The following is a 20563-nucleotide window of genomic DNA, read 5'->3' as shown; positions in this document are numbered from 1 at the left end:
AGGGCCGTATGAGCAGGCCGGCGGTGATGGCGACCATGCCCGCGCAGACGACGGCGCTCGGGCCGAAGCGGCGGGCCAGGCGCGGGGCCATGACGCCGAAGACGGCGAAGCACAGCGGGGGTACGGAGGTGAGCAGGCCGGCGACGCTGCCGCTCATGCCGAGGCCGTCGCGGACGTCTTCGAGGAGGGCGCCGAGGCTGGTGATGGCGGGGCGGAGGTTCAGGGCCGACAGCACGATGCCGACGACGACCAGTCGCATCGTCCACGCGCGCGTGGCGGCTCCAGCGGGCGGCTCCGGGGAGGCGCTCGCGGTCGGGTCGCTGGTGTTCGTCGTGGACTTCAGTGTCCGGGTCTCCTCGCTTGCCATGCCGCCATCATAGAATCATGGGATGATTGGTTGTCCATCCCCGGGACGCGTCGGTCGGTCCTGCTCGGCCCGCCCGTCCTGCTCGTCCTCCCCGCCCGTCCCGTGCGAAGGTGTGCCATGCCCCTGAGCCATCCCCGTCGTTCGGCGCTGTCCGAGCAGGTCATCGCCGCGCTGCGGAACCAGATCACTTCGGGCGAGTGGGCGGTCGGCTCGCGCATCCCGACCGAACCGGAGCTGGTCGAGCAGCTCGGCGTGGCCAGGAACACCGTCCGCGAGGCCGTCCGCGCGCTCGCGCACAACGGCCTGCTGGACATCCGGCAGGGCTCCGGCACCTACGTGGTGGCGACCAGCGAGCTGGCCGGCGTGATGCAGCGGCGTTTCGCGGGCGCCGATCCGCAGCACATCGCCGAGCTGCGCGCCGCCCTGGAGTCGTCCGCCGCGAAGCTGGCCGCCGAGCGGCGCACCGAGAAGGACCTCAAGCAGCTCGACGCGCTGCTGGTGCGGCGCGAGGAGGTCTGGGAGTCCGGTGACACCGAGGCCTTCGTGACCGCCGACGCGACCTTCCACCTGGCCGTGGTGGCCGCGTCCCACAACGACGTGATGACGGCGATGTACGCGGACCTCGGCGAGGTGCTGCGGGACTGGCTGCGCGAGGACGTCGGCCAGGAGCTGTCACCGGAGACGTACATGGATCACGCGCGCCTGGTCGACGCGATCCGCGCGGGGGACGCCGAGGCGGCCGGCACGGAGGCGGCGAGCTATCCGTTCCTGTGCCGCCCGGGGCGCTTCACCTCTTCTGGTGGCTGACCCAGGCCGACCCGACGTCCTTCCAGCACCGCCCGGTGAGCCGTACGGTCATCGCCGGGCCGGTGTCGACGGGCGCGCCGTCGGTGTCGAGGTCCCACCACCGGTCGCACTCGACGTGCAGGCGGACCCGGTCGGTCCCCGGATAGGGGTTGTGGCAGTACGCGGTCACATGGGAGCCGGTCACCTTGGTGCGGCACTCGGCGCCGAACGGCTGCGCCGGGGCGGGCTTGTGCACGCGCGCGTGGGGCACCGCCTCGTACGGCAGGGACAGGACGAGCGCGACGGCGACGGTCGCTGAGGCCAGGCTTCGGGACAGACGCACAAGGCAGACCTCCTCGGCCGAGCTCGGGAGGGAATGGCGTGGTGAACCCGTGATCCAGGGTGCGCAGTTGTGGCCTCTCCCCGCCCGGCCAACGGGGCCGAACGGGTGACGCGCGGAGGGCCCGCGTCCAGGGGATGCGGGCCCTCTTTAAAAAGGCTGAGCCTCAGCCTCCGAGGAGGCCGAGGCTCAGCGTGAAGAGGCGGAGCCTCGGCGGCAGCGTCAGGCGCCGATGGCGTGCAGGCCGCCGTCGACGTGGACGATCTCGCCGGTGGTCTTCGGGAACCAGTCGCTCAGCAGCGCGACGATGCCCTTGCCGGCCGGCTCCGGGTCCTTGAGGTCCCACTCCAGCGGGGAGCGGTTGTCCCACACGGCGGCCAGCTCGTCGAAGCCCGGGATGGACTTGGCGGCCATCGAGCCGAGCGGGCCCGCGGAGACGAGGTTGCAGCGGATGTTCTGCTTGCCCAGGTCACGCGCGAGGTAGCGGCTGGTGGCCTCCAATGCGGCCTTGGCCGGGCCCATCCAGTCGTACTGCGGCCAGGCGAAGGACGCGTCGAAGGTGAGGCCGACGACCGAGCCGCCGTTCTGCATCAGCGGCAGGCAGGCCATGGTCAGCGACTTCAGGGAGAACGCCGAGACGTGCATGGCCGTCGCGACCGACTCGAAGGGCGTGTTGAGGAAGTTGCCGCCCAGCGCGTCCGGCGGCGCGAACCCGATGGAGTGCACGACGCCGTCCAGGCCGCCCAGCTCCTCGCCGACGACGTCGGCGAGACGCGCGAGGTGCTCGTCGTTGGTGACGTCGAGCTCGATGACCTTGGTGGGCTTGGGCAGCTTCTTGGCGATGCGCTCGGTCAGCGTGGGCCGCGGGAACGCGGTCAGGATGATCTCCGCGCCCTGCTCCTGGGCCTGCTTGGCGGCGTGGAAGGCGATGGAGGACTCCAGCAGCACACCGCTGATCAGGACGCGCTTGCCCTCGAGAATTCCGCTCATGGTGTTCAGTGACCCATTCCCAGTCCGCCGTCAACAGGGATGACGGCTCCAGTGATGTACGAGGCGTCGTCCGAGGCGAGGAACCGCACCGTCGCGGCGACCTCCTCGGGCTGCGCGTACCGGCCCAGCGGCACCTGCTTGACGATGCCCGCGCGCTGCTCGTCGGTGAGCACCTTGGTCATGTCGGTGTCGACGAAGCCGGGCGAGACGACGTTGAAGGTGATGTTGCGCGAGCCCAGCTCGCGCGCGAGGGAGCGCGCGAAGCCCACCAGGGCCGCCTTGGAGGCGGCGTAGTTGGCCTGGCCAGGGCCGCCCATCAGGCCGACGACCGACGAGATCAGGATGACGCGGCCCTTCTTGGCGCGCAGCATCGCGCGGTTGGCGCGCTTGACCACACGGAAGGTGCCGGTGAGGTTGGTGTCGATGACCGAGGTGAAGTCGTCCTCGGACATGCGCATCAGGAGCTGGTCCTTGGTGACGCCGGCATTGGCGATCAGGACCTCGACCGGGCCGTGCTCGGCCTCGATCTCCTTGTAGGCCTGCTCCACCTGCTCGGTGTCGGTGATGTCGCACTTCACCGCGAGGAAGCCGGACGGCGGCTCTCCCGAGCGGTAGGTGATGGCGACCTTGTCGCCGGCGTCGGCGAACGCGCGGGCGATGGCGAGGCCGATGCCCCGGTTGCCTCCGGTGACGAGAACCGAGCGGCTCAACGGATCACCCTTTCGATAGCGGTCCTGGTATCCCCCGCCCGAACACCTGGATGACAGGCGGCTTCCTCTGAAACCTATCGGTCGCGTCCGGTGCGCGGACAATCGGGCACCGACAGTGGCTTCGTGGACTCACTGTCGGATCCCTACAGAAAGTTCCGCGCACCGGACCGAAACCTGTGGTCCGCGGGCCCGACCGCGCGACATGATCGGAGCAGCCGCCGCTTCGACCACGCGTCACGCCAGCCGGGCAACCGGTCAACCGAGAAACAAGGAGAGACCTCGGTGCCTCATACCATCGACGAAGCCTTCACAGCACTGCCGCTACGTGCCCTCGCCGACGCCGCGCTGGCACGCGCGCGTGCGCTGGGGGCGGAGCACGCGGACTTCCGGTTCGAGCGGGTGCGCAGCGCGTCCTGGCGGTACCGGGACGCCAAGCCCGCCGGATCCTCGGACACCACCGATCTCGGGTACGCGGTGCGGGTCGTGCACGGCGGCACCTGGGGCTTCGCGTCGGGCGTGGACCTGACCATGGACGCGGCCGCCAAGGTCGCCTCGCAGGCGATCGCGATGGCGAAGCTGTCCGCCCAGGTGATCAAGGCCGCCGGATCGGACGAGCGCGTGGAGCTGGCCGACGAGCCCGTGCACGCCGAGCGGACCTGGATCTCGTCGTACGAGATCGATCCCTTCTCGGTGCCCGACGAGGAGAAGTCGGCACTGCTCGGCGAGTGGAGCGCGCGGCTGCTGGCGGCGAACGGGGTCAATCACGTCGACGCCTCGCTGCTCACCGTGCACGAGAACAAGTTCTACGCCGACACCGCGGGGACCGTGACCACGCAGCAGCGCGTGCGCCTGCACCCGCAGCTGAACGCGGTGTCGGTGGACGAGTCGAGCGGCGAGTTCGACTCGATGCGCACGATCGCGCCGCCGGTCGGACGCGGCTGGGAGTACCTGACGGGCACCGGCTGGGACTGGGACTCCGAGCTGGAGCGGATCCCGGAGCTGCTCGCCGAGAAGATGCGCGCGCCGAGCGTCGAGCCGGGCCTGTACGACCTCGTCGTCGACCCCTCCAACCTGTGGCTGACCATCCACGAGTCGATCGGCCACGCCACCGAGCTGGACCGCGCGCTGGGCTACGAGGCCGCGTACGCCGGCACCTCCTTCGCCACCTTCGACCAGCTGGGCAAGCTGCGCTACGGCTCCGAGCTGATGAACGTCGCCGGTGACCGCACCGCCGAGCACGGCCTGGCGACCATCGGCTACGACGACGAGGGCGTCGCCGGCCAGTCCTGGGACCTGGTGAAGGACGGCACGCTCGTCGGCTACCAACTGGACCGCAGGATCGCCAAGTTGACCGGCTTCGAGCGCTCCAACGGCTGCGCGTACGCCGACTCCCCCGGGCATGTGCCCGTGCAGCGCATGGCCAACGTGTCGCTCCAGCCGGACCCGGCGGGGATGGCGACCGAGGACCTGATCGGCGCCGTCGACCGCGGGATCTACGTCGTCGGGGACCGGTCCTGGTCGATCGACATGCAGCGCTACAACTTCCAGTTCACCGGCCAGCGGTTCTTCCGGATCGAGAACGGGCGGATCACCGGGCAGCTGCGGGACGTCGCGTACCAGGCGACGACCACCGACTTCTGGGGCTCGATGGCCGCGGTGGGCGGCCCGCAGACGTACGTCCTCGGGGGCGCCTTCAACTGCGGCAAGGCCCAGCCGGGCCAGGTCGCCGCCGTGTCGCACGGCTGCCCCTCCGCGCTCTTCAAGGGCGTCAACATCCTCAACACCACGCAGGAGGCCGGTCGATGAGCGCGCGTACGAGCAAGCCGCACGAGATCGTCGAGCGGGCCCTGGAGCTGTCGACCGCCGACGGGTGCGTGGTGATCGCCGACGAGCACTCGACCGCCAACCTGCGCTGGGCCGGGAACGCGCTCACCACGAACGGCGTCACGCGCGGGCGCACGCTCACCGTCGTCGCGACCGTCGACGGCAAGGAGGGCACCGCCTCCGGTGTCGTCTCCCGCTCGGCCGTCACCCTGGACGAGCTGGAGCCCCTGGTGCGGGCCGCCGAGGCCGCCGCGCGCGGCGGCGGGCCCGCCGAGGACGCGCAGCCCCTGGTCACCGGCGTGACGCAGGCACCCGACTTCACGGACGCGCCCGCCGAGACCACCTCCGCCGTGTTCGCCGACTTCGCGCCGGCCCTCGGCGAGGCCTTCGCACGCGCGCGTGCGGGCGGTCGCGAGCTGTACGGCTTCGCCAACCACGAGCTGGTGTCGAGCTACCTCGGTACGTCGACGGGACTGCGCCTGCGGCACGACCAGCCCAACGGGACGCTGGAACTCAACGCCAAGTCGCCCGACCGTACGCGCTCGGCGTGGGCCGGCCGCTCGACCCGGGACTTCAAGGACGTCGACCCGGCCGCGCTGGACGCCGAGCTCGCCGTACGCCTCGGCTGGGCCGAGCGGCGGATCGAGCTGCCCGCCGGGCGGTACGAGACGCTGCTGCCGCCGACCGCGGTCGCGGACCTGCTGATCTACCAGATGTGGTCGGCGTCGGGCCGGGACGCGGTCGAGGGGCGCACGGTGTTCTCCAAGCCGGGCGGCGGCACGCGCGTGGGCGACCGGCTCACCGAGCTGCCGCTGACCCTGCGCAGCGACCCGAACGAACCGGGCCTGGAGTCGGCGCCGTTCGTGATCGCGCACTCCTCCGACGGCGACCAGTCGGTCTTCGACAACGGCCTGCCGCTCACAGCCACCGACTGGGTGCGCGAGGGCGAGCTGGCCCGGCTGACGACCAGCCGGAACACGGCGGCCAGGACCGGCCTCGCGGTGGCCCCCACGATCGACAACCTCATCCTGGACGGCGGCGACGACACGTCCCTGGAGGAGATGGTCGCCAACACCGAGCGCGGGCTGCTGCTGACCTGCCTCTGGTACATCCGCGAGGTCGACCCGGCGACGCTGCTGCTCACCGGTCTGACCCGGGACGGGGTCTACCTGGTGGAGAACGGCGAGGTGAGCGGCGAGGTCAACAACTTCCGCTTCAACGAGTCGCCGGTCGGTCTGCTGGGCCGCGCCACCGAGGCCGGGCGCACGGAAAAGACGCTGCCGAGGGAGTGGAGCGACTGGTTCACTAGGGCTGCGATGCCCGCGCTGCGGGTGCCCGACTTCAATATGAGCTCTGTCAGTCAGGGCGTATAACCTCGTAGCCGTGGTCGCTCGACCGCTCGAAGATCATCCAAGGAGATACGAGAACCGTGACGGACATCGTCGACGAACTGCAGTGGCGTGGGCTGATCGCCCTCTCCACTGACGAGGACGCATTGCGCAAGGCGTTCGCGGACGGTCCCGTCACGTTCTATTGCGGTTTCGACCCGACCGCGCCCAGCCTGCACCTCGGCAACCTGGTGCAGATCCTGACGATGCGCCGGATCCAGCTGGCGGGCAACCGCCCGCTGGGCCTGGTCGGGGGCGCCACGGGCCTGATCGGCGACCCGAAGCCGAACGCGGAGCGCACGCTGAACGCGCCGGAGGTCGTCGCCCAGTGGGTCGAGCGGCTGCGCGCGCAGATCGCCCCGCTGCTGGACTTCGAGGGACCGCACGCGGCGGTCATGGTCAACAACCTGGACTGGACCCAGGGCCTGTCGGCCATCGAGTTCCTGCGGGACGTCGGCAAGCACTTCCGCGTGAACAAGATGATCGCGAAGGAGGCCGTCTCCCGGCGCCTGGAGTCCCAGGAGGGCATCAGCTACACCGAGTTCAGCTACCAGATCCTGCAAGGGATGGACTTCCTGGAGCTGTACCGGCGGTACGGCTGCACGCTGCAGACCGGCGGCAGCGACCAGTGGGGCAACCTCACCTCGGGCACGGACCTGATCCACCGGGTCGAGCCCGAGGCCGCGGTGCACGCGCTGGGTACGCCGCTGATCACCAAGGCCGACGGCACCAAGTTCGGCAAGACGGAGTCCGGCACGATCTGGCTCGACGCCGAGATGACCACGCCGTACGCCTTCTACCAGTTCTGGCTGAACGCGGACGACCGGGACGTCTCCAAGTTCCTGCGCATCTTCTCCTTCAAGTCCCGTGAGGAGATCGAGGAGTTGGAGAAGCAGACCGAGGAGCGGCCGCAGGCGCGGGCCGCGCAGCGGGCGCTGGCCGAGGAGCTGACGACCATGGTGCACGGGGCGGACCAGACGGCCGCCGTGACCGCCGCGTCCAAGGCGCTGTTCGGCCAGGGCGAGTTGGCGGAGCTGGACGAGAAGACGCTCGCCGCGTCGCTCTCCGAGGTGCCGCACATCCAGGTCGCCGAGCTCGTGCCGGTCGTGGACCTGCTCGCCGAGGTCGGTCTGGTCGCCAGCAAGTCCGCTGCGCGGCGGACGGTGAAGGAGGGCGGGGCCTACGTGAACAACGTGAAGGTCGCGTCCGAGGATGCCGTCCCGGCGACGGAGGAGCTGTTGCACGGGCGGTGGCTGGTGCTGCGGCGGGGCAAGAAGAACCTGGCCGCCGTTGAGGTGACCGGAGCGTAAGCGCCGTAGGGGCGTGGGGTTCGTTGCGGACCGCGGGTTCGTTGCGGCTGGTCGCGCAGTTCCCCGCGCCCCTACGGGCGCTGCTGCTTACGTCGGCTGCTCAGGCCCGCTGCTTGCGCTTGCCCAGCGTTGCCATGTACAGCATGTCTCCCACCGCCACGATGATGATCGCTGCTACCAGCTGGAAGGCGTGGCGGCTCCAGTCGATGCCTGACGTCTCGTCGACGCCCGCCGCTCGGGCGATGGCGTTGCCCGCGATCGCGCCCAGCATGCCGAAGATGGTGGTCAGCCAGAGCGGACTGTGCTGCTTGCCCGGGAGAATCGCCTTGGCGATCAGACCCAGCACGAATCCGACGATGATCGCCCACAACCAGCCCATGGCTGCCTCCTAGTACGGCTCTACGTGAGCATTACGTCGAGTGTCGGCCCGTGCGCCGTACGGCGCACGTCGGGTACACCCGTACGTGCTACGGCTGAGTCCGCTCACCCAGGCCGGAGGTGCCCCGCTCTCGTAGCCGACGCAGGCGGGGCGTAACGTGGGACGAGTCCGGGTGCCGCCTCCCGAGCGGGGTGTACCGGACCGGGGCCGGGGAGAGTCCGAATCGGGCGGATGGTGGAATGGGATGCGGAAGCAGCATGCCGGTGGCAACGGCCAGGTGTTCCGGATCACCGGAGCTCGGACCGGCCTCGAAGAGGACGTGCGGGGCCGGCAACGGCGTTACGTCATCTCGATGTCCATCCGTACGGTGGCGGTGATCCTCGCGGCCACGCTGTGGAACGTCGAACGGCACGTCGCGATCGTGGCGTTGGTGCTCGGCGTGGCACTGCCCTATGTCGCGGTGGTGATCGCGAACGCCGGGCGGGAGAACGCGACCTCGCTGCCGACGACGTTCGTGACCGTGCCGACGCGTCCGATGATTGCCTCTCCGCGGACGAATGACGGTTTCGCGGAACCCGTCCCGGAAGATGTCACGACCGAGTCCGCGCCGGGCGCACGAAGCGAGCCGCACGACCGGTCATGACCTCGGTGAGCGGGCCGTAAGCGGAATTCCGCTCCGCGCCAAGCTCAAGAAAAGCTCAGATCAATCATGTTGTTCCAGTGCCGGGCGGCGGCTTACCCGTGACATACTTCGTAGGCGCTCCGCATCCCCCGTCGGAGCGACAGACCGACGCCGGGCAGCTCCCCCCGTGGCTGCTCGGCGTCGCCTTGTTTGCCGGCCGCAGCGCCCCGCCGAGCCGCCTTGTTCAGCCCCTTTGCGAGACGAACCTGTGAGTGACGAGACCCCCATCTGCTCCGCCAAGGGCTGCCGCAACGACGCCGTGTGGGTGCTCGTGTGGAACAACCCCAAGGTCCATACGCCGGACCGGCGCAAGACGTGGGTGGCGTGCGAGGAGCACCGGGAGCATCTGTCGCAGTTCCTCGGAGTGCGGAGCTTCCTGAAGGACGTCGTGCCGCTGGCGGAGTGGGAAGCCCAGGAGTCCTGAGAGACCCTGACTCGTCGTCGCCGTCGTCGTCACCCGGGATCAGCCGCCGATCGCGGACATCGGGCGCTCCGGCTGAAGGAAGGTCGGGTCGTCCAGACCGGAACCGGCCTTCTTTCCCCACATCGCCAGGCGCCAGATGCGGGCGATCTCCTCGTCCGGGGCGTCCGCGCGCAGGGCGGCGCGCAGATCGGTCTCCTCGCGGGCGAACAGACAGTTCCGTATCTGACCGTCGGCGGTGAGGCGGGTGCGGTCGCAGGCCGCGCAGAACGGGCGGGTGACGGAGGCGATGACGCCGACGCGGTGCGGTCCGCCGTCGACCAGCCAGCGCTCGGCGGGCGCCGAGCCGCGCTCGTCCGCCTGCTCGGGGGTCAGGTCGAAGCGGGTGCGCAGCGAGGCCAGGATGTCGCCGGCCGTGACCATGCCCTCGCGCTTCCAGCCGTGCTGGGCGTCCAGCGGCATCTGCTCGATGAAGCGCAGCTCGTAGTCGTGCTCGACGGCCCAGGAGAGCAGGTCCGGTGCCTCGTCCTCGTTCAGGCCCGGCATCAGGACCGCGTTGACCTTGACCGGAATCAGACCGGCGGCCGAGGCGGCTTCCAGGCCCTCGATGACGTCCTTGTGGCGGTCCCGGCGGGTGAGGGTCTTGAAGACGTCGGGGCGCAGGGTGTCCAGGGAGACGTTGACCCGGTCCAGGCCGGCCGTCTTCAGGGCCGCCGCCGTGCGCTTGAGGCCGATGCCGTTGGTGGTGATGGACATCCGGGGCCGCGGGGACAGCGCGGCGACCCGTTCCACGATGCCGACCACCCCTGGGCGCAGCAGGGGCTCGCCGCCGGTGAAGCGGACCTCGGTAATACCCAGCGAGGTGACGGCGATGTCGATCAGGCGGACGATCTCGTCGTCCGTGAGCAGATCGGGTTTGCCGAGCCACTGCAGGCCCTCCTCGGGCATGCAGTACGTGCACCGGAGATTGCACCGGTCGGTCAGCGAGACTCTCAGGTCGGTGGCCACCCGGCCATAGGTGTCGATGAGCACGTGGGCCCCCTCCCTCACATGTCGATGAATCGTTTTCCGTCACTTGCGAGCCTACGCGACCCCACTGACATCGACAGGGCCCGATCCGACGAGGTACGACGCGGCCGCGTCGTAGAGAGCTACGACGCGGCCGCGTTCCAGGGGGCGGTACGGGGGTCTGTGCAGGGGCTGTCAGTGGGCTCCGGTGCCGGTCAGGGACCTGACCTCCAGCTCCGCGTACTTGCCCTTGTCCGGCTCCTCCTTGGACAGGTAGGTGCCGAGGATGCCCAGCAGGAAACCGACCGGGATCGAGATGATGCCGGGGTTCTCCAGCGGGAACCAGTGGAAGTCGACGTCCGGGAACATCGACGTGGGCTTGCCCGAGACGACCGGCGAGAACAGCACCAGGCCGACCGCGGTGACCAAGCCGCCGTAGATCGACCAGAGCGCTCCGGAGGTGGTGAACCGCTTCCAGAAGAGGCTGTAGAGGATCGTGGGCAGGTTGGCGGAGGCGGCCACCGCGAAGGCGAGGGCGACCAGTCCGGCGACGTTCAGGTCGCGGGCGAGGGCGCCCAGGAGGATGGAGACGGCCCCGATGCCGACCGTGGCGTAGCGGGCCGCGGACATCTCCTGCTTCTCGGTGGCCGTGCCCCTCTTGATGACGTTGGCGTAGATGTCGTGCGCGAAGGACGAGGACGACGCCAGGGTCAGGCCCGCGACGACCGCGAGGATCGTGGCGAAGGCGACGGCCGAGATGGTGGCCAGGAGGATGGCGCCCCAGTTGGAGTCGACACCGCCCAGATGCAGGGCCAGCAGCGGTGCGGCCGTGTTGCCCGCCTTGTTGGAGGCGATGATCTCGTCGGGCTTGATGAGTGCGGCGGCACCGAAGCCGAGGGCGAGGGTCATCAGGTAGAAGGCGCCGATCAGGCCGATGGCCCAGAGGACCGACTTACGGGCGGCCTTGGCGGTGGGCACGGTGTAGAAGCGGATCAGGATGTGCGGCAGGCCGGCGGTGCCGAGGACCAGGGCGATGCCGAGGGAGATGAAGTCCAGCTTGGTGGTGCCGGTGGCGCCGTACTTGAGGCCGGGCTCCAGGAAGGCCGAGCCCTTGCCGCTGTTGCTGGCCGCCGTGCCGAGCAGGTCGGAGATGTTGAAGTTGAACTTCAGCAGCACCAGGAAGGTCAGCAGCAGGGCGCCCGCGATGAGCAGCACGGCCTTGACCATCTGGACCCAGGTGGTGCCCTTCATGCCGCCGATGGTGACGTAGACGATCATCAGGACGCCGACCAGGGCGACGATGCTGATCTTGCCCGCGTCGCTGGTGATGCCGAGCAGCAGGGAGACCAGGACGCCCGCGCCGGCCATCTGGGCCAGCAGGTAGAAGATCGACACGACGATCGTGGAGGTGCCGGCCGCGGTGCGGACCGGGCGCTGGCGCATGCGGTACGCGAGCACGTCACCCATGGTGTAGCGGCCGGAGTTGCGCAGCGGCTCGGCGACCAGGAGCAGGGCGACCAGCCAGGCGACCAGGAAGCCGATGGAGTACAGGAAGCCGTCGTATCCGAAGAGGGCGATGGCGCCCGCGATGCCGAGGAAGGACGCGGCGGACATGTAGTCGCCGGAGACCGCGAGGCCGTTCTGGAAGCCGGTGAACTGCCGCCCGCCGGCGTAGAAGTCGGCGGCGTCCTTGGTCTGGCGGCCCGCCCACACGGTGATGACGAGGGTCGCCGCGACGAAGATCGAGAACAGGATGATGATCAGCGTCCGGTGCTCGCTGGCCTCACCTGCCGCGAGCGTGACCGTGGGGTTGATCGCGGTGTTGATCGCGGGGCTCATTCGCCGCCCTCCATCCGGGACTTGATCGCCTCGGCCTTGGGGTCGAACTTGGCGGCGGCGGTGCGCGCGTACCACCAGGCGATGAGGAACGTGGTCAGGAACTGGGCCAGGCCCAGCACGAGCGCGACATTGATGTTGCCGAACAACTTGGTGCCCATGAAGTCGCCCGCGTAGTTGGACAGCAGGACGAACAGCAGGTACCAGGCGATGAAGGCGACGGTCAGCGGAAAGGCGAAGCCGCGGTAGGAGCGGCGCAGTTCGCCGAACTCCGCACTCTCCTGCACCGCGACGAACTCCTCGGTGGAGGGGAGTTGGGCTGGGGTCTTCGAGGGGGGCGGTGTCTCGGTGGCCACGGAGTCTCCTCGCGTTGCGGGTGCTGTTGCGACGGTTGACGGGCGCTGCTCGGGGGGCGGGGACGGGTTGGGTACGGCGGACATGACGGCTCTGTTCCTCATCGAGTGGTCGGGAGGCTCGATCGTGCTCGGGCTTCCTGCCCAAGGTCACGGCGCCACGCGAGGGCCGGTTCAACTCCCTTGCCGTCTTTCCGAAGTCGGCTCCGGCAGGTCATTGCTGGCCAGCGACTTCGGGAGATAGCTTCAGGTCTGCACCACCCGTCATGTACCTGCCCGAGCACCACCTGTGTCTCGGGCGGATTCGTATCCGGATGATGTGGAGACCCCATGGCTCATCTGCGTTCCAGACGCCGGCTCGCCCTCGCCGTGCCGGTCGCGCTGTCGCTGACCGCCTCGCTCGGCTTCCTGCCGGCGGCTGCGCAGGCCGCCCCCTACGCGGAGCCCACGGCCCAGGCGGCCAGTGCGGACAACTTCGCGTATCTCGTCAACACCAGGACGGACCGTCACACCATCAAGTCGGTCGAGAAGGCGATCGCCGAGGCCGGCGGCAGCGTCGTCGTGACGTACGACAAGATCGGTGTGATCGTCGCCCACTCCGCCGACCCCGACTTCGCCACCCTGATACGCAAGGTGCGCGGAGTGCAGTCGGCCGGTGCCTCGCGCACCTCGCCGGTGACCGCGGCGGGCACGACCGACGAGGGCGCGGTGCAGTACCTCTCGAAGGCCCAGGCGGCGAAGGTCGCGAAGGGCTCGGCGGCCGGGGAGGAGCCGCTCGAGGCCGACCAGTGGGACCTCAAGGCGATCGGCGCCGACAAGGCCGCGAAGATCGACCCGGGCAGCAAGAAGGTGACGGTCGCCGTGATCGACACCGGCGTGGACGACACCCACCCCGACATCGCGCCGAACTTCTCCGCCTCGCAGTCCGCGAACTGTGTCAGCGGCAAGCCGGACACCACGTACGGCGCCTGGCGTCCGGTGGACGCCGACCACTACCACGGCACGCACGTGGCCGGCGAGATCGCCGCGGCCCGCAACGGCATCGGTGTCGCGGGCGTCGCGCCCGGCGTGAAGGTCGCGAGCATCACCGTGGCCCAGCCGGACGTGAACTCGCTGTTCTTCCCGGAGAGCGTCGTGTGCGCCTTCGTGTTCGCCGCCGACCACGGCGTCGAGGTCACGAACAACAGCTACTACGTTGATCCCTGGCTGTACAACTGCATGGACGACCCCGATCAACGTGCCATCGTTGATTCGGTCAACAGGGCCCAGCTGTACGCACAGCACAAGGGCACGCTCAATGTCGCCTCGGCGGGCAACTCCAACGACGACCTCGACTCGGACGCCCTGGTCGACGACTCCAGCCCCGACGACTCGACCCCCGTCACCCGTACGGTCGATCCGCACGAGTGCTTCGACGTGCCGACCCAGCTGCCGGGTGTCGTCACGGTCAGCGCGACCGGCGTCAAGGGCACCAAGTCGTACTACTCCAGCTACGGCAAGGGCGTGGTCGACGTCGCGGCGCCGGGCGGCGACAAGTACCAGATCCCGGACACGCCGTCGGCCAACGGCCGCATCCTCTCCACCCTGCCGAACAACCAGTACGGCTTCCTCCAGGGCACCTCGATGGCCTCGCCGCACGTGGCCGCCGTCGCCGCGCTCCTGAAGTCGACCCGCCCGCACGCCTCCCCGGCCCAGCTGCAGGCGCTCCTCAAGGCGCAGGCGAACAACCCGGGCTGCCCGACCGAGCCCTACGACGGCGACGGCGACGGCATCGTGGACGCCACCTGCGTCGGCGGCAAGCGCGTCAACGGGTTCTTCGGCGCCGGCATCGTCAACGCGCTGCGCGCGGTCAAGTAGTGACGGTCGAGCACTGACAGTCGAGTAGTGGCGGTGCCGCGATCACGGTGAAGTGGTGCTCGTGATCGCGGCCCGCCCGCCCGGAGGACAGGACACCGTGCCTCCCGGCTCCCCGCACAGTCCGCGCGAACCGCGAACGAACTGGAGAACCTGACACATGACAGCGCCTCACCCGCGCTTCCGTCGCGCCCTCGCGATCCCGCTCGGGATGGCCATGGCGACGGGCCTCGCGTTCCTGCCGAACGTCACCGCCAGCGCCGCGACGGCCGCCACGGACACCCCGTCGGCCACCGTCCCGGCCGACGCGACCGCGCTCAGCTACGTCGTCAACATCCGTCCCGGACACGGCCCTTCGGCTCACCTGAAGAAGGCGATCGCCGCGGCCGGCGGCACGATCGTGACGTCGTACGACCGGATCGGCGTGATCGTCGTCCACTCCTCGAACGCCGACTTCGCGAAGACCATCCGCGAGGTGCGCGGGGTCCAGTCGGCCGGCAACACCCGTAACGCGCCGCTGCCCGCCCAGTCGACGAACGACGAGGGCACGCCCAAGGCGCTCACCGCCGACGAGCTGGCGAGTGTCCAGGCCGTCGACGGGCAGGACCCGCTGGAGCCCCTGCAGTGGGACCTGCCGGCCATCAAGGCCGACAAGGCGCACGAGAAGACGCTGGGCAGCAGGAAGGTCACCGTCGCCGTGATCGACACCGGCGTCGACGACACCCACCCCGACATCGCGCCGAACTTCGACCGCCAGGCCTCGGTCAACTGTGTGACGGGCAAGCCGGACACGGCCGACGGCGCCTGGCGGCCGACCGCCGCGGAGAGCCCGCACGGCACGCACGTGGCGGGCGAGATCGCCGCCGCGAAGAACGGCGTCGGCATGACGGGCGTCGCGCCCGGCGTGAAGGTCGCCGGCATCAAGGTGGCCACGACCGCCGGCTACTTCTACACGGAGGCCGTCGTCTGCGGCTTCGTATGGGCGGCCGAGCACGGCGTCGACGTCACGAACAACAGCTATTACACCGACCCGTGGTACTTCAACTGCACCGACGACCCGGACCAGAAGGCGCTCGTCGACGCCATCACCCGGGCCTCGCGGTACGCGGAGAAGAAGGGCACGGTCAACGTCGCGGCGGCCGGCAACGAGCACTACGACCTCGCCGCCGACGAGATCACCGACCCGGTCTCCCCGAACGACGGCACGCCCTCGGACCGGGTGATCGACCCGTCCGAGTGCTTCGACATACCGACCCAGCTGCCGGGTGTCGTCACGGTCGCCGCCACGGGCGCGAAGGGCCTCAAGTCGTCCTTCTCCAACTACGGCCTCGGTGTCATCGACGTCGCCGCACCCGGCGGCGACTCGACGGCCTACCAGCCCCCGGCCCCGCCGGCCACCAGCGGCTCGATCCTGGGCACGCTGCCCGGCGGCAGGTGGGGCTACATGTCCGGTACGTCGATGGCGTCGCCGCACGTGGCCGCGGTGGCCGCATTGATCAAGTCAACCCATCCGCACGCCTCCGCCGCCCTGGTCAAGGCCCTCCTGTACGCCGAGGCCGACGCCACGGCGTGCACGGACCCGTACGACATCAACGGCGACGGCAAGGTCGACGCGGTGTGCGAGGGGTCGAAGAACCGCAACGGCTTCTACGGCTGGGGCACCGTGGACGCACTGGACGCGGTCACGAGGTAATTGAGGTAGCACGCATCCATATTGATTCAGTCAATACTGCATAGTGCAGTCATGACTGGATTGACGTTCGCATGGTCCGCGCTGGGCGGCGATCCCGCCCTCCTCCCGCGGGTGACGGCCGTGACGCGGGAGGGCGCTCTCCAAGGGCGCCTTCCCGTACGGGAGTTGGCGCGGGCCTGCGTCGGAGCGTGCGCGCTGGCCGCGGCGGAGCTGAGGGCGCGGCGGACCGGGACGACGGACGTGCCCGAGATGCGTGTGCCCGAGGTGCGCGTGGACGACGGGGCCGTCGCGACGGCGTTCGTCAGTGAACGGCATCTCCTCGTCGACGGCCGCGCACCGCAGACCTTCGCGCCCCTGTCCCGCTTCTGGCGGACCTCGGACGGCTGGGTCCGCACGCACGCCAACTATCCGCACCACCGGGCCCGACTGCTGGCCGCGCTCGGTGTGCCGGAGGACGTCGACGCCGTGGCGGCGGCGCTCGCCGAGCGGTCCTCGGTGGAGGTCGAGGAGGCCGTGTACGCGGCCGGCGGACTGGCCGTCGCCCTGCGCACGGCGAAGGAGTGGGCGGCGCACGGGCAGGCGGTCGCGGTGGCCGCGCGCCCCCTCGTCGAACGCGAGCGACGCGACACCGCCCACGCGCGCGTGCTCGACCCGATCGCGAGCACTCCCCCACCATCCGTACCGGGCACTCCCCTGCTGCCCGCCGCCGGACTGCGTGTCCTCGACCTGACCCGGGTCATCGCAGGCCCCGTGGCCACCCGCACGCTCGCCCTGCTCGGCGCCGACGTGCTGCGCGTGGACGCCCCGCAGCTGCCCGAACTCCCCGACCAGCACACCGACACGGGCTTCGGGAAACGGTCGGCGCGGCTGGACTTGGCCACCGACCGGCGCACCTTCGAGGAACTGCTCGCGGCGGCGGACGTGGTGGTCACCGGGTACCGGCCGGGCGCCCTCGACCGGTTCGGTCTGTCTCCCGAGGCGCTCGCCGAGCGGCGGCCGGGGGTGGTCGTGGCGCAGTTGTCGGCGTGGGGCGCGTACGGGCCCTGGTACGGGCGGCGGGGCTTCGACAGCCTGGTGCAGGTGGCCACCGGGATCGCCGCGCTGGAGGGCACGGCGGAACGGCCGGGTGCGCTGCCCGCGCAGGCGCTGGACCACGGGACGGGCTATCTGCTGGCGGCGGCCGTGCTGCGCGCGCTGACCGAGCAGTCGAACGAGGGCGGCAGCCGGTGCGTACGGCTCTCGCTCGCGCGAACGGCCGAGTGGCTCGTGAACGGCGTCGGGGTGGGTGGCTCGGAGGGTGCCGGGGGTGCCGAGGACGTCCTCACGGAGGCTGGCCTCCCGTACGACGATCCGGGTCCCTGGCTGGCCGAGACGGACAGCGCGCTCGGGTGGCTGCGGTACGCCCGCTCGCCGGTGTCCTTCGCGGGCGGGCCGACCGACTGGGCCCGGCCTCCGGCGCCCTGGGGGACCGATCCGGCGCGGTGGGTCTGAGGCGGTCGCGGCACGTGGGCGACGGACGGTTATGAGTCCCGGGGCGACCGAAAACGTACCCATCGGGCGAATGCCGTACCGCCAGTTGTTTTACTGCAGTTGCCCGGTTCTGCGACGGCTGGTGAAGATCGTGAGGTGACCTTGATACGACCTACGTCCGAGGTGGCCGACGCGAGCGGGCCGGTACGGCGTCCCGGTGTCGGCCGGGCCGTCGCCGTCCTCGTCCTCGTGACGCTCGCCGCGCTCATACCGCTGCTCGGCCCGTCCGCCGCCCTGCACGGCACCGGCGAGGCCGCCGCGCCCGGCATCCGAGGCATCGGGCTGCTGCGGGCGGTGCTGTTCGCCGCGCTGTGCGTGCAGGTGGGCGAGGTGTTCGTGAACCGTCTTGCCCGGCGGCTGCCCGGCGCCCCCGCCGACGCGCCCCGCAGCTGGGCCCCGTACGCGGCCGCCGCCGGTTTCGTCGCCGCGCTGGGCCTGGCCTCGGTCGTCGCCACGGGCAATCTGGTGCCGCACAGCCTCGCCGAGATCGACGTCGGCGGCCTCTACGACTCGCGCGACGGCAAGCTCGCCCTGATCGAGGTCAACGCCTTCCTGGTGGCCGCCCTGTGCGCCCGTTCGCTCCGTCCGGCGACCCAGCTGTGGCCGCTGGCCGCGGTGGTCGTGGCGGAGGCCCTGCGCGCCCATCCCACGACCGAGCACAACCCCCTGTTCGGGTCCGGACTGACGCTGGTGCATCTCACGTGCGCGACGCTGTGGGTGGGCGGCCTGCTGCACGCGCTGCGGACACTGCGGCGATGGGGACCCGGTGCGCCGGGCGCGGCCCTGCTGGGGCTCTACGCGCGCGTGGCGGCCGTACTGCTCGCCGCCATCACGGCGTCCGGGGTGTGGAGTTCACTGCGCCGCATGCCCTCGCACACGATCCTGGATCAGCTGACGACGACGGCCTACGGGCGCACCCTGCTCGCCAAGGTGATCCTCGTGGCCGCCGTCGCCGTGCTCGCCCTGTGGGCGCGGTACCGGCTGCGCCGCGCCGCCGATCCGCTCGCCGCGTGTTCGCCCGCGCGGGCGGAGGTCGTCGCCCTGGGGGTGGTGGTCGCGCTGTCAGGGCTGCTCACGGCGCTGCCGCTGCCGATCCGCTGGTCGTGACGTTGATGCATTGATGCGTTGACAAGACTGATCAAGTGTTGACGACAGGCACCTTCAGTTGTTGACGACGAGCACCTTCAGCGCCGTCCGCTCGTCCATCGCCTTGTAGCCGTCGGGGACGCCCTCGATCCCGACCGTCAGATCGAAGACGGGCGAGGCGTCGACCGTGCCGTCCAGGACGTCGGGCAGCAACTCGGGGATGTACGCGCGGACCGGCGCGACACCGCCGCGCAGCGCGATGTTCCGGTCGAACATGACCGTGAGGTCGAGACCGGTGCCGCTGCCGTGCGGCACGCCGACGTAGCCGATCGCGCCGCCGTCCCGTGTGATGCCGACGGCCGTCCGCATGGACTGCTCAGTGCCTACGGCCTCAATGACCGCGTGCGCGCCCTGTCCGCGCGTGAGTTGACGTACGGCGGCGACGGCGGCCTCACCGCGCTCCGCGACGACGTCGGTGGCGCCGAAGCGGCGCGCGATGTCGGTGCGGACCTCGTGCCGGCCGAGCGCGATGATCCGCTCCGCGCCGAGCCGCTTGGCGGCGAGCACCGCGCACAGTCCGACGGCTCCGTCGCCGACGACGGCGACGGTGGCTCCCGGGCGGACGCCCGCGCCGATCGCCGCGTGGTGGCCGGTGCCCAGGACGTCGGAGAGGGTCAGCAGGGCGGACAGCAGGTGGTCGTCGGAGGCGGCCTCCTTGGGCAGCTGGACGAGGGTGCCGTCGGCGAAGGGCACGCGCACGGCCTCGCCCTGGCCGCCGTCGTAGCCGACCGCGCCCCAGAAGCCGCCGTGCTCGCAGGAGGTGGTCAGGCCCTCGCGGCAGTAGTCGCAGACGCCGTCGGACCACATGAAGGGCGCGACGACGAGGTCGCCGACCCGGACGGTGCCCACCTCGGAGCCGGTCGCCTCGACCACGCCGAGGAACTCGTGCCCGATCCGCTGCCCCGGCCGCCGGGCCGACTCGCCGCGGTAGGCCCACAGGTCGCTGCCGCAGATGCAGGCGCGCAGCACCCGCACCACGGCGTCGGTGGGCAGCTGCACGATCGGCTCGGGCACGTCCTCCACGCGCATGTCGAACGGGGCGTGGATGGTGGTGGCGCGCATGGCGAGGGTCCCTCTCGTGCGGGTGTGCGGTGCGTGCGCCCGGGGGGTGGTCGGGCGCACTTCACGGTACGCCGACCGGGTGGCGCGTCGCGCATCGAGGGCCCCCGACCAGCGGTTACCCCCTCGCGGTCACGCGCCCGTGGTCACACTCCCGCCGCCCCCAGCAGCGTCCCGACCGCGTACGTGACCCCCATCGCCAGCGCCCCGCCCAGGACGTTGCGCAGCACGGCCCTGCCGGGCTCCGCGCCGCCCGTACGGGCGCTGCTCCAGCCGGTGAAGACGAGGGCCGCCAGGACGGACACCACGGTGACCAGGAGCCGCCAGCCGGTCGGTGGCAGCACGATCGCGAGGAGCGGCAGCAGGGCTCCCACGGTGAACGCCAGGAAGCTCGCCCACGCCGCGTGCCACGGGTTGGTCAGCTCGTCGGGGTCGATGCCGAGCTCCACGCGTGCGTGCGCGTTGAGCGCGTCACGTTCCGTGAGCTGGACGGCGGCCTCACGGGCCACCTCCCGGGTCAGGCCCCGGCCCTCCAGGAGTTCCGTCAGCTCCTCCAACTCGGCCTCCGGCTGCTCGCGCAGTTCGCGTTTCTCGTAGGCCAGGGCGGCCATCTCCGAGTCGCGCTGGGTGGAGACGGACACGTACTCGCCCGCGGCCATCGACATCGACCCGGCGAGCAGGCCCGCGAGGCCCGCCGTGAGCAGCGTGGAGCGGTCGTCGGTCGCCCCGGCCACGCCGACGACGAGACCCGCGGTCGACACGATGCCGTCGTTGGCCCCGAGGACCGCGGCCCGCAGCCAGTTGAGCCGCGAGCCGAGCGCGCCGCCGTGTGCCTCGTCGTGCGCATCGACCCGCGCGTCCGCGTTCGCCTCGTCGGGCTCTTCGGC

19 protein-coding genes and 1 pseudogene are annotated in these 20563 nt (G+C 70.7%); 10 read left to right on the top strand and 10 right to left on the bottom strand.

Going from position 1 to position 20563, the window contains the following annotated elements; all coding sequences use genetic code 11:
* A pseudogene (locus ACWDR3_RS24705) lies at positions 1 to 367 on the bottom strand (MFS transporter); the annotation flags it as partial.
* A gap of 117 nt (positions 368 to 484) precedes the next feature.
* Here ACWDR3_RS24705 and ACWDR3_RS24700 point away from each other — a divergent pair.
* A complete protein-coding gene (locus ACWDR3_RS24700; protein ID WP_450354710.1) occupies positions 485 to 1174 on the top strand; it encodes a FadR/GntR family transcriptional regulator in 690 nt (229 codons plus the stop codon).
* Here ACWDR3_RS24700 and ACWDR3_RS24695 read toward each other — a convergent pair.
* The 3 genes from ACWDR3_RS24695 to fabG form a co-directional block, all read right to left on the bottom strand.
* Entirely contained in the window at positions 1155 to 1496 is a 342-nt protein-coding gene (locus ACWDR3_RS24695) for a hypothetical protein (protein ID WP_450354709.1), read from the bottom strand. The two genes, ACWDR3_RS24700 and ACWDR3_RS24695, sit on opposite strands and share 20 nt — an antisense overlap.
* A 219-nt stretch (positions 1497 to 1715) precedes the next feature.
* Positions 1716 to 2483 (bottom strand): enoyl-ACP reductase FabI, encoded by a 768-nt coding sequence (gene fabI / locus ACWDR3_RS24690; RefSeq protein ID WP_450354708.1) that lies wholly within the window; start codon positions 2481 to 2483, stop codon positions 1716 to 1718.
* Positions 2484 to 2488: 5 nt separating this feature from the next.
* The gene (fabG, locus tag ACWDR3_RS24685; RefSeq protein ID WP_450354707.1) at positions 2489 to 3193 is read right to left on the bottom strand and encodes a 3-oxoacyl-[acyl-carrier-protein] reductase; all 705 of its coding nucleotides are present in this window, start codon (positions 3191 to 3193) and stop codon (positions 2489 to 2491) included.
* A 282-nt stretch (positions 3194 to 3475) separates the two neighbouring features.
* Here fabG and ACWDR3_RS24680 point away from each other — a divergent pair, with 282 nt between their 5' ends.
* The 3 genes from ACWDR3_RS24680 to tyrS are packed head-to-tail and all read left to right on the top strand — an operon-like array spanning position 3476 to position 7715.
* A complete protein-coding gene (locus ACWDR3_RS24680; protein WP_450354706.1) occupies positions 3476 to 4999 on the top strand; it encodes a TldD/PmbA family protein in 1524 nt (507 codons plus the stop codon).
* A complete protein-coding gene (locus tag ACWDR3_RS24675; RefSeq protein WP_450354705.1) occupies positions 4996 to 6390 on the top strand; it encodes a metallopeptidase TldD-related protein in 1395 nt (464 codons plus the stop codon). Before ACWDR3_RS24680 ends, ACWDR3_RS24675 begins: the two co-directional genes overlap by 4 nt.
* A gap of 56 nt (positions 6391 to 6446) precedes the next feature.
* A complete protein-coding gene (gene tyrS, locus ACWDR3_RS24670) occupies positions 6447 to 7715 on the top strand; it encodes a tyrosine--tRNA ligase (RefSeq protein ID WP_450354704.1) in 1269 nt (422 codons plus the stop codon).
* A 100-nt stretch (positions 7716 to 7815) separates the two neighbouring features.
* Here tyrS and ACWDR3_RS24665 read toward each other — a convergent pair whose 3' ends face one another.
* Positions 7816 to 8094, bottom strand: a complete 279-nt coding sequence (locus tag ACWDR3_RS24665; protein ID WP_124002431.1) for a GlsB/YeaQ/YmgE family stress response membrane protein — start codon at positions 8092 to 8094, stop codon at positions 7816 to 7818.
* A 244-nt stretch (positions 8095 to 8338) separates the two neighbouring features.
* Here ACWDR3_RS24665 and ACWDR3_RS24660 point away from each other — a divergent pair, with 244 nt between their 5' ends.
* Complete coding sequence (locus ACWDR3_RS24660) at positions 8339 to 8737, top strand: DUF3099 domain-containing protein (RefSeq protein WP_401727891.1); 399 nt, start codon at positions 8339 to 8341, stop codon at positions 8735 to 8737.
* A gap of 247 nt (positions 8738 to 8984) precedes the next feature.
* Positions 8985 to 9200: a hypothetical protein gene (locus ACWDR3_RS24655; protein ID WP_450354703.1), complete on the top strand. Its 216-nt coding sequence runs from the start codon at positions 8985 to 8987 to the stop codon at positions 9198 to 9200.
* A gap of 39 nt (positions 9201 to 9239) precedes the next feature.
* Here ACWDR3_RS24655 and moaA read toward each other — a convergent pair whose 3' ends face one another.
* The 3 genes from moaA to ACWDR3_RS24640 all read right to left on the bottom strand — a co-directional run bounded on the left by moaA (position 9240) and on the right by ACWDR3_RS24640 (position 12397).
* Complete coding sequence (moaA, locus tag ACWDR3_RS24650) at positions 9240 to 10229, bottom strand: GTP 3',8-cyclase MoaA (protein ID WP_450354702.1); 990 nt, start codon at positions 10227 to 10229, stop codon at positions 9240 to 9242.
* A 171-nt stretch (positions 10230 to 10400) separates the two neighbouring features.
* Positions 10401 to 12044: a solute symporter family protein gene (locus ACWDR3_RS24645; protein WP_450354701.1), complete on the bottom strand. Its 1644-nt coding sequence runs from the start codon at positions 12042 to 12044 to the stop codon at positions 10401 to 10403.
* Entirely contained in the window at positions 12041 to 12397 is a 357-nt protein-coding gene (locus ACWDR3_RS24640) for a DUF485 domain-containing protein (RefSeq protein ID WP_124002427.1), read from the bottom strand. Before ACWDR3_RS24640 ends, ACWDR3_RS24645 begins: the two co-directional genes overlap by 4 nt.
* Positions 12398 to 12724: 327 nt before the next feature.
* On the opposite strand from ACWDR3_RS24640, the gene ACWDR3_RS24635 reads away from it, so the two are divergent.
* The 4 genes from ACWDR3_RS24635 to ACWDR3_RS24620 all read left to right on the top strand — a co-directional run bounded on the left by ACWDR3_RS24635 (position 12725) and on the right by ACWDR3_RS24620 (position 18578).
* Positions 12725 to 14251 carry a S8 family serine peptidase gene (locus ACWDR3_RS24635; RefSeq protein WP_450354700.1) on the top strand — a complete coding sequence of 509 codons (1527 nt, stop codon included), beginning with the start codon at positions 12725 to 12727 and terminating at the stop codon, positions 14249 to 14251.
* A gap of 157 nt (positions 14252 to 14408) precedes the next feature.
* Positions 14409 to 15941 (top strand): S8 family peptidase, encoded by a 1533-nt coding sequence (locus ACWDR3_RS24630; RefSeq protein ID WP_450354699.1) that lies wholly within the window; start codon positions 14409 to 14411, stop codon positions 15939 to 15941.
* 51 nt (positions 15942 to 15992) lie between these two features.
* Positions 15993 to 17432, top strand: coding sequence for a CoA transferase (locus ACWDR3_RS24625; protein WP_450354698.1), 1440 nt, complete (start codon positions 15993 to 15995; stop codon positions 17430 to 17432).
* Between the two features lie 135 nt (positions 17433 to 17567).
* Positions 17568 to 18578 carry a CopD family protein gene (locus tag ACWDR3_RS24620; RefSeq protein WP_450354697.1) on the top strand — a complete coding sequence of 337 codons (1011 nt, stop codon included), beginning with the start codon at positions 17568 to 17570 and terminating at the stop codon, positions 18576 to 18578.
* Between the two features lie 54 nt (positions 18579 to 18632).
* On the opposite strand, the gene ACWDR3_RS24615 is transcribed toward ACWDR3_RS24620, so the two are convergent.
* Together ACWDR3_RS24615 and ACWDR3_RS24610 are read right to left on the bottom strand one after the other, a co-directional pair.
* Positions 18633 to 19679 (bottom strand): zinc-dependent alcohol dehydrogenase family protein, encoded by a 1047-nt coding sequence (locus ACWDR3_RS24615; protein WP_450354696.1) that lies wholly within the window; start codon positions 19677 to 19679, stop codon positions 18633 to 18635.
* A gap of 143 nt (positions 19680 to 19822) precedes the next feature.
* Positions 19823 to 20473 (bottom strand): VIT1/CCC1 transporter family protein, encoded by a 651-nt coding sequence (locus ACWDR3_RS24610; RefSeq protein ID WP_450354714.1) that lies wholly within the window; start codon positions 20471 to 20473, stop codon positions 19823 to 19825.
* Positions 20474 to 20563: the final 90 nt, after the last annotated feature.

The sequence above is a fragment of the Streptomyces sp. NPDC001002 genome, from assembly GCF_053599215.1.
Note: the sequence above shows the minus strand (reverse complement) of the source record. Positions and strands in the feature narration are given on the sequence as shown.

Bases quoted from the DNA above. Each gene is read 5' to 3' on its own strand.
- ACWDR3_RS24700 (WP_450354710.1), top strand. From the start codon at position 485: ATGCCCCTGAGCCATCCCCGTCGTTCGGCGCTGTCCGAGCAGGTCATC.
- fabI (WP_450354708.1), bottom strand. From the start codon at position 2,483: ATGAGCGGAATTCTCGAGGGCAAGCGCGTCCTGATCAGCGGTGTGCTG.
- ACWDR3_RS24675 (WP_450354705.1), top strand. From the start codon at position 4,996: ATGAGCGCGCGTACGAGCAAGCCGCACGAGATCGTCGAGCGGGCCCTG.
- ACWDR3_RS24665 (WP_124002431.1), bottom strand. From the start codon at position 8,094: ATGGGCTGGTTGTGGGCGATCATCGTCGGATTCGTGCTGGGTCTGATC.
- ACWDR3_RS24660 (WP_401727891.1), top strand. From the start codon at position 8,339: ATGCGGAAGCAGCATGCCGGTGGCAACGGCCAGGTGTTCCGGATCACC.
- ACWDR3_RS24645 (WP_450354701.1), bottom strand. From the start codon at position 12,044: ATGAGCCCCGCGATCAACACCGCGATCAACCCCACGGTCACGCTCGCG.
- ACWDR3_RS24635 (WP_450354700.1), top strand. From the start codon at position 12,725: ATGGCTCATCTGCGTTCCAGACGCCGGCTCGCCCTCGCCGTGCCGGTC.
- ACWDR3_RS24630 (WP_450354699.1), top strand. From the start codon at position 14,409: ATGACAGCGCCTCACCCGCGCTTCCGTCGCGCCCTCGCGATCCCGCTC.
- ACWDR3_RS24625 (WP_450354698.1), top strand. From the start codon at position 15,993: ATGACTGGATTGACGTTCGCATGGTCCGCGCTGGGCGGCGATCCCGCC.
- ACWDR3_RS24615 (WP_450354696.1), bottom strand. From the start codon at position 19,679: ATGCGCGCCACCACCATCCACGCCCCGTTCGACATGCGCGTGGAGGAC.